Source organism: Asanoa hainanensis, from assembly GCF_900188485.1.
GTDB classification, from domain to species: Bacteria; Actinomycetota; Actinomycetes; order Mycobacteriales; family Micromonosporaceae; genus Asanoa; species Asanoa hainanensis.
On record NZ_FZPH01000037.1, the window covers coordinates 20,046 to 27,037 of the forward strand.

At 69.4% G+C, this 6,992-nt stretch carries 5 protein-coding genes; 4 read left to right on the forward strand and 1 reads right to left on the reverse strand.

The features are described from left to right. Positions 1-54 precede the first annotated feature (54 nt). The 4 genes from CHC05_RS40350 to CHC05_RS40365 all read left to right on the forward strand — a co-directional run bounded on the left by CHC05_RS40350 (position 55) and on the right by CHC05_RS40365 (position 6,209). On the forward strand, positions 55-852 hold the full coding sequence (locus CHC05_RS40350) for an ABC transporter ATP-binding protein (protein ID WP_089256191.1): 798 nt from the start codon (positions 55-57) through the stop codon (positions 850-852). Further along, entirely contained in the window at positions 842-1,555 is a 714-nt protein-coding gene (locus CHC05_RS40355) for an ABC transporter ATP-binding protein (RefSeq protein ID WP_089256182.1), read from the forward strand. Before CHC05_RS40350 ends, CHC05_RS40355 begins: the two co-directional genes overlap by 11 nt. 1,851 nt (positions 1,556-3,406) lie before the next feature. Continuing rightward, a complete protein-coding gene (locus CHC05_RS40360) occupies positions 3,407-3,748 on the forward strand; it encodes a VOC family protein (RefSeq protein WP_089256193.1) in 342 nt (113 codons plus the stop codon). 88 nt (positions 3,749-3,836) lie between these two features. Then, on the forward strand, positions 3,837-6,209 hold the full coding sequence (locus CHC05_RS40365) for an ATP-binding cassette domain-containing protein (protein ID WP_089256184.1): 2,373 nt from the start codon (positions 3,837-3,839) through the stop codon (positions 6,207-6,209). Positions 6,210-6,492: 283 nt separating this feature from the next. Here CHC05_RS40365 and CHC05_RS40370 read toward each other — a convergent pair whose 3' ends face one another. Further along, positions 6,493-6,678 carry a DUF1737 domain-containing protein gene (locus tag CHC05_RS40370; protein ID WP_089256186.1) on the reverse strand — a complete coding sequence of 62 codons (186 nt, stop codon included), beginning with the start codon at positions 6,676-6,678 and terminating at the stop codon, positions 6,493-6,495. Between the last annotated feature and the right edge of the window lie 314 nt (positions 6,679-6,992).

Here is a 6,992-nt window from a genome sequence, read left to right on the forward strand (position 1 = left end):
CCCGATGCCCGCACGACGGTCGGCGTGCCGGCCGAGCCGCCGACGGGTGAGCCGGTGTCGCCTTCGCCTTCCGTGGCTGGGCGCGAGGCCCTGCTCGAGGTCGACGACGTGACGCTCCGCTTCGGCGGCGTCGTCGCCCTCGACAAGGTCAACTTCACGCTGTACAAGGGCGAGATCCTCGGTCTGATCGGCCCGAACGGTGCCGGCAAGACCACCTGCTTCAACGCCATGACCGGCGTCTACACCCCGACCTCGGGCGAGATCCGGTTCCAGGGCCAGAAGCTGAGCGGCCGCGCCCGCTACAAGATCACCAAGATGGGCATCGCCCGGACGTTCCAGAACATCCGGCTGTTCCCTGAGATGACCGCACTGGAGAACGTCATGGTCGGTGCCGACGCGCACCACAAGACCAGCGTGCCCAGCGCACTGCTGCGCCTGCCGCGCTACTGGCAGGAGGAGCGCAGCGGCCGGGAGCGGTCCCGCGAGCTGCTCGACTTCGTCGGCATCAGCCGGCACGAGGAGGCGGCCCGCAACCTCTCCTACGGCGAACAGCGCCGGCTCGAGATCGCCCGCGCGCTGGCGACGAAGCCGACGATGCTCTGCCTCGACGAGCCGGCGGCCGGCTTCAACCCGGCCGAGAAGGACTCGCTGCTCCAGCTCATCCGCGACATCCGCGACACCGGCGTGACCGTGCTGCTCATCGAGCACGACATGCGCCTGGTCATGGGCGTCACCGACCGGATCGTGGTGCTCGAGTTCGGCAAGAAGATCGCCGAGGGTTCGCCGGCCGAGGTCCGCGAGGATCCGAAGGTGATCGCGGCTTACCTGGGGGTGCCCGCAGATGCTGCTTGAGATCGACAACATCACGCTGCTGTACGGGCGGATCCAGGCGCTCCACGGCATCTCCGTCAACGTCGACCAGGGCGAGATCGTGGCCCTGATCGGCGCGAACGGCGCGGGCAAGACCACGACGATGCGAGCGGTCTCGGGCCTGCGCGCGATCGCCAGCGGCCGCATCCGCTTCGACGGCGTCGACATCACCCGGATGCGCGCCGACCTCCGGGTCATCCAAGGAATTTGTCAGTCACCGGAAGGCCGGGGCGTTTTCCCCGGCATGTCGGTGAAGGACAACCTGGAGATGGGCGCCTACACCCGCCGCGACTCCGCGAACATCGCCAAGGACCTGGAGCACGTCCTGGAGCTGTTCCCGCGGTTGCGCGAGCGCTTCAAACAGCCGGGCGGCACGCTGTCCGGCGGTGAGCAGCAGATGCTGGCGGTGGGACGGGCCCTGATGAGCCGCCCCAAGCTGCTGCTGCTCGACGAGCCCTCGATGGGCCTGGCCCCGATGCTGATCCAACAGATCTTCGAAATCATCACGGAGATCAACGAGCGCGACGGCACGACCATCCTCCTGGTCGAGCAGAACGCCCAGCAGGCACTGTCCCGAGCCCACCGGGCGTACGTGCTGGAAACCGGCAAGATCGTGAAGGAAGGCAGCGGCCGCGAGCTCCTGAACGACCCCGCGGTCAAGGACGCCTACCTCGGCGTCGCCTGACACCACGAACGGCCGAGGCCCGGTCCCCGCTAAGGCGGGAACCGGGCCTCACCCGTCGGCGGGCCCGTCGTGGGACAGCACGTCCAAGGCACGGCCGTGCGGCGGCTGGACGCCTCGCCTCATCATCTTTGTGGGCCGGCCGTCGTCGGCCGGCTCAGGCGTGGACTTGGCGGCGGTCCCGAGTTTGGTGACCTCATCGATCAGGGATGCGACCTTCCCGTCACGAACCCAATGGCCCCGGGTTCGTATCCGGTGCCAGGTTGCGGCGGGCCCATGGGTCGCCTGGCTGCGCGGCACCTTAACCCGGATACCCGGCCCTGGTTGGCCCGGAACCCGCCGAGCGTCAGCACGATCTCGCTGGGAATCGGCGGCACCAGGTTCTCCAGCGCCGGTATTTGCCCCCGACCGGATCGCCGGCCTGCGCGAAGCCCTCCCAGAAGCACCCGCGTCCGCTAGGCCGTCATCCGGGCGAAGCCGTCGCCGACCCAGGCGACCTGGACTCCGCCTCGCTTCGACCCAAGATACGAAAGTCGGCCTACACGAGTAAGCCCGAAGTCGATCGGTGTCTGCGGGCACGCTGATCGCGTTCGGCAGCGGCGCCCCGATTCGGGACGCCCTGCGAAAGGTGGACCGGATCCGGCGGACGCCGAGGCTGGCCGTGATCGGGTGCGCGGCATCTGGGAGATCGGCGGGGTCGTGAGTGATCGGGTGTGGCTGATCTGGTCGACACGCCGTGCGGCAACCAGACCAGCCGCACCCGATCATGCGGTCGATGGTGCAGCTGCTCGTTGAGCCGCACACGATCACGAGCGACGCGGTTTCCGTTCGGCTGTGGCCGTCGTGAGAGCACGACACGAGGCAGTCATCGAGACCCTGCGACACGCGCGCCCGCGGCGCGGGACCTGCCAGAACTCACTTGTCCAGATCACCTGCGTCGGGATCGTCGTCATGCATCCGACGCGGCGGGTACTTCGGACTACTCGTCCAGCGCTCGGTGCGCGCCTCCGCAATGCGGGCTCGATCCGGCGTGGTGGCCGGTGGCGTTCCGGTGCCGGCACGAAGTCCTCGTGCAGCCCGCGCACCGAGCCCGCCGGTATCGCCAGGTCGACGCCGGCTAACGCTGTGGCCGGCCCGCCGTAAGTACCACCACCGCCCACTAGGCCGGCCCAGCCCGCAAGGCAGGGGCTGGCCCGGACCCGCAGGCTGGGTCGTCGAGGTCGGTTGGCGGCGCGCTGGGCTGTTGCGGATGGTTTCCGCGTTCCGGCGTCGCCGTCGGCGTGTTGGGTTTGCGCTTGATCCGCAAGCTGGCGTGCCCCGAGATCGCCACCTCGCTCGGCATGCGCGGCGTGACCAGACTGTGGCTGGGCTCCGACTCGTATCTCGCCTCCGGCGACATCATCCAGGTCGCGTAACCGCCCGCCCCGCTGCGGGGCCCTCGCAACGCACTACGGGCCTGTGCGCCAGGTCGCGTCGCCGATGAGGCGGTCGCGGAACTGCCGCGAGTACCAGTCCCGGGCGCAGGGAACACGGTGCGTCTTCTGGAGGCTTTGCTCTGCACCCATATACGCACCGCAGGTCAGCGAGGGTGTTGCGTATATGGGTGCAGAGCAAAGCGGCCGGAACACGGTTCTGGTTGTGGAGCGCGGGCCTGGCAGCGGAACGAAGTGGAGCGGTCCCCGGCGGGAGCGGCGGTCCGGACCACCGCGGACCCGGGACCGGATCTTGATCTTCAAGATCGGGGCCTCACCCGTTCGTGAGTGGGCGGGCGGACCGGTCAGGATTCGAGAAGCCCTGGTCGGGGTGGCGCGGTTAGCGTCGGAGGCGAACCGAACGACGACGTCAGGAGTGACGATGAGTTCCACCCAGGGGATCAAGACCGTGCTGCACCCCGTTTCCGACCTGGCCAAGGCCAAGGAGGTCTACACCGCCCTGCTCGGCATCGAGCCGCAGGCGGACGCGCCCTACTACGTCGGCTACGACGTCGAAGGCCAGCACATCGGGCTGGTGCCGGGGCGGACGACGGCCGGGCCCGTCGCCTACTGGCACGTGGACGACATCGAGGCGAAGCTGGCCGAGGTCACCGCCGCCGGTGCCGCGGTGAACGAGGCCCCGCGGGAGGTCGGCCCCGGCCGGCGGGTGGCTACCTTCACCGACCCCGACGGCAACGTGCTCGGTCTGGTCCAGGACAGCTGACGGCTCGGTGCCCCGTGGGGTGTCGTACCCCACGGGTACCTTGACTACCTGCCCGAGCCCACACCACCCGCCTGAGGATGGAGACACGATGAGCACGGCCCCGCGGTCGCAGCACGTCGCCGACAGTCACGACCTGATCCGCGTGCAAGGCGCGCGCGAGAACAACCTCAAGGACGTGACGATCGAGATCCCGAAGCGCCGGCTGACGGTGTTCACCGGGGTCTCCGGCTCGGGCAAGAGCTCGCTGGTCTTCGGCACGATCGCGGCCGAGTCGCAGCGGATGATCAACGAGACCTACAGCGCGTTCGTGCAGGGGTTCATGCCCAATCTGGCGCGGCCCGAGGTCGACCTGCTCGACGGGCTGACCACCGCGATCATCGTCGACCAGGAGCGGATGGGTGCCAATCCGCGCTCGACGGTCGGCACCGCGACCGATGCCAACGCGATGCTGCGCATCCTGTTCAGTCGGCTCGGCAAGCCGCACATCGGCTCTCCCAACGCCTACTCGTTCAATGTGCCGTCGGTGCGGGCCAGTGGGGCGATCACCGTCGAGCGTGGCGGCAAGACCAAGGCGGAGAAGGCGACCTTCAACCGGCTCGGCGGCATGTGCCCGCGCTGCGAGGGCATGGGCTCGGTCACCGACTTCGACCTGACCGCGCTCTACGACGCCAGCCTGTCGCTCAACGAGGGCGCGCTCACGGTGCCGGGCTACAGCATGGAGGGCTGGTACGGGCGGATCTTCCGCAGCTCCGGCTTCTTCGACCCGGACAAGCCGATCGCCAAATACAACAAGCGCGAGCTGCACGACCTCCTGCACAAGGAGCCGACCAAGATCAAGGTCGACGGGATCAACCTGACGTACGAGGGGTTGATCCCGAAGGTCCAGAAGTCGATCTTGTCTAAGGACGTCGACGCCCTCCAGCCGCACCTGCGCGCGTTCGTGGAGCGGGCGGTCACGTTCCAGACCTGCCCCGAGTGCGAGGGCACCCGGCTGGCCCCCGAGGCGCGCTCGTCGAAGATCAAGGGGAAGAACATCGCCGACGTCTGCGCGATGCAGATCAGCGACCTGGCCGACTGGATCCGCGACCTCGACGAGCCCTCGGTGGCGCCCCTGCTCGCGGGGCTGCAGCACCTCCTCGACTCCTTCGCCGAGATCGGCCTGGGCTACCTCTCGCTCGACCGGCCGGCCGGCACGTTGTCCGGCGGCGAGGCGCAGCGCACCAAGATGATCCGGCACCTGGGTTCCGCGCTGACCGACGTCACCTATGTCTTCGACGAGCCGACGATCGGCCTGCACCCCCACGACATCGCGCGGATGAACGACCTGCTCCTACGCCTGCGCGACAAGGGCAACACGGTGCTCGTCGTCGAGCACAAGCCCGAGACGATCGCGATCGCCGACCACGTGGTCGACCTCGGCCCGGGGGCCGGCAGCTTCGGCGGCGAGGTGGTCTTCGAGGGGTCGCTCGACGGGTTGCGCGCGTCGTCCACGCTGACGGGCCGCCACCTCGACGACCGGGCTTCCTTGAAGCCTTCCGTGCGCGAGCCGTCCGGAACACTGCCGGTCCGCGGGGCGAACACCCACAACCTGCGCGACGTGTCCGTCGACATCCCGCTCGGGGTGCTGGTCGTGGTGACCGGCGTGGCCGGCTCGGGCAAGAGCTCGCTGATCCACGGCTCGGTGTCCGGTGGCGACGGCGTGGTCACCATCGACCAGACCGGCATCCGCGGGTCGCGCCGCAGCAACCCGGCGACCTACACGGGGCTGCTGGAGCCGATCCGCAAGGCGTTCGCGAAGGCCAACGGCGTCAAGCCGGCCCTGTTCAGCGCCAACTCCGAAGGCGCGTGCCCGACGTGCAACGGCGCCGGCGTGATCTACACCGATCTCGGCGTCATGGCCACGGTCGAGTCGACCTGCGAGGAATGCGAGGGCAAGCGCTTCCAGGCGTCGGTCCTCGAATACCACCTGGGCGGCCGCGACATCAGCGAGGTCCTGGCGATGTCGGTGACCGAGGCGGAGGAGTTCTTCTCGACGGGCGAGGCCAACACCCCGGCGGCCCACAAGATCCTGGACCGCCTGGCCGACGTGGGGCTGGGCTACCTGCGCCTGGGCCAGCCCCTGACCACCTTGTCGGGCGGCGAGCGCCAACGCCTCAAACTAGCCACCCACATGGGCGAAAAGGGCGGCGTCTACATCCTCGACGAGCCGACCACAGGCCTGCACCTGGCCGACGTCGAGCAACTGCTGGGCCTGCTGGACCGCCTGGTCGACGCCGGCAAGTCGGTCATCGTCATCGAACACCACCAGGCGGTCATGGCCCACGCGGACTGGCTCATCGACCTGGGCCCAGGAGCCGGCCACGACGGCGGCCTGGTCGTCTTCGAGGGCACGCCGGCCGAGCTGGTCAAGGCCCGATCGACCCTGACCGGCGAACACCTGGCGGCCTACGTCGGCGACTGACCCCGCCGCCGGCGACGATCCGCGGTCGCGCGGGGTTCCAGCGGTTTTCCGTCCGAACCCCGCGCGGCGACTGCGGTGCCGCCCGGCTGGGCGCCTGGTGGCGGTGCCGCTCGGCTGGGCGCCTGGTGGCGATGCTGCCCGGCTGGGCGCCTGGTGGCGGGTGCCGCCCGGGCGTGGGCAGCCCGCGGAGCGGTCGGTCACCCGGTCGTCGTGCGTCGGGATCAGGACGAGGTGCGGACCACGGCCAGCATTCGGGCAGCCGTCATCCCTGGCCCGAGCGTTCTCAGACGTCCGGCCAGACCAAGGCTTGAGCCACGATGACGTTCTCGCCGTTGAAGGTCACGGTCGGACTGCCGTGGAGCTGGAAGCCGAGATCGAGCACCTCGCTGACGCGGCGGCAGAAGCTCTCGTCGTCGGGTCCGGTGAGCACGCGATACCGCGGCAGACCGTTCGGTGGGCCGTCCGCCATCCTGTCACCTCTTTGCGCCGTGCTGGACCAAGATCGACCCACGCTACGCCATGCCGTCCGCGGATCAATCTGACCGACGGCGGGTCGGCCCGGAACCGGTCCGCGGTCGGTGTGGGCCGACCCAGGTAGCCGTCGGCGACCCCGTCGCCGCCGACCCCCGCAGGCGGTAGTTGCGCGAGCGGCGGGTGGTCGTGCACCGCGGACCTGGCAGCGAAGCGGAGCGAGCGGTCCCCGGCTACTTGTTGAGGATGGTGTTACGACCGTGGCCCGGCCAGGCTTGGTCGAGGTGACTGGTAGGGGTGCTCTGTCTCTGG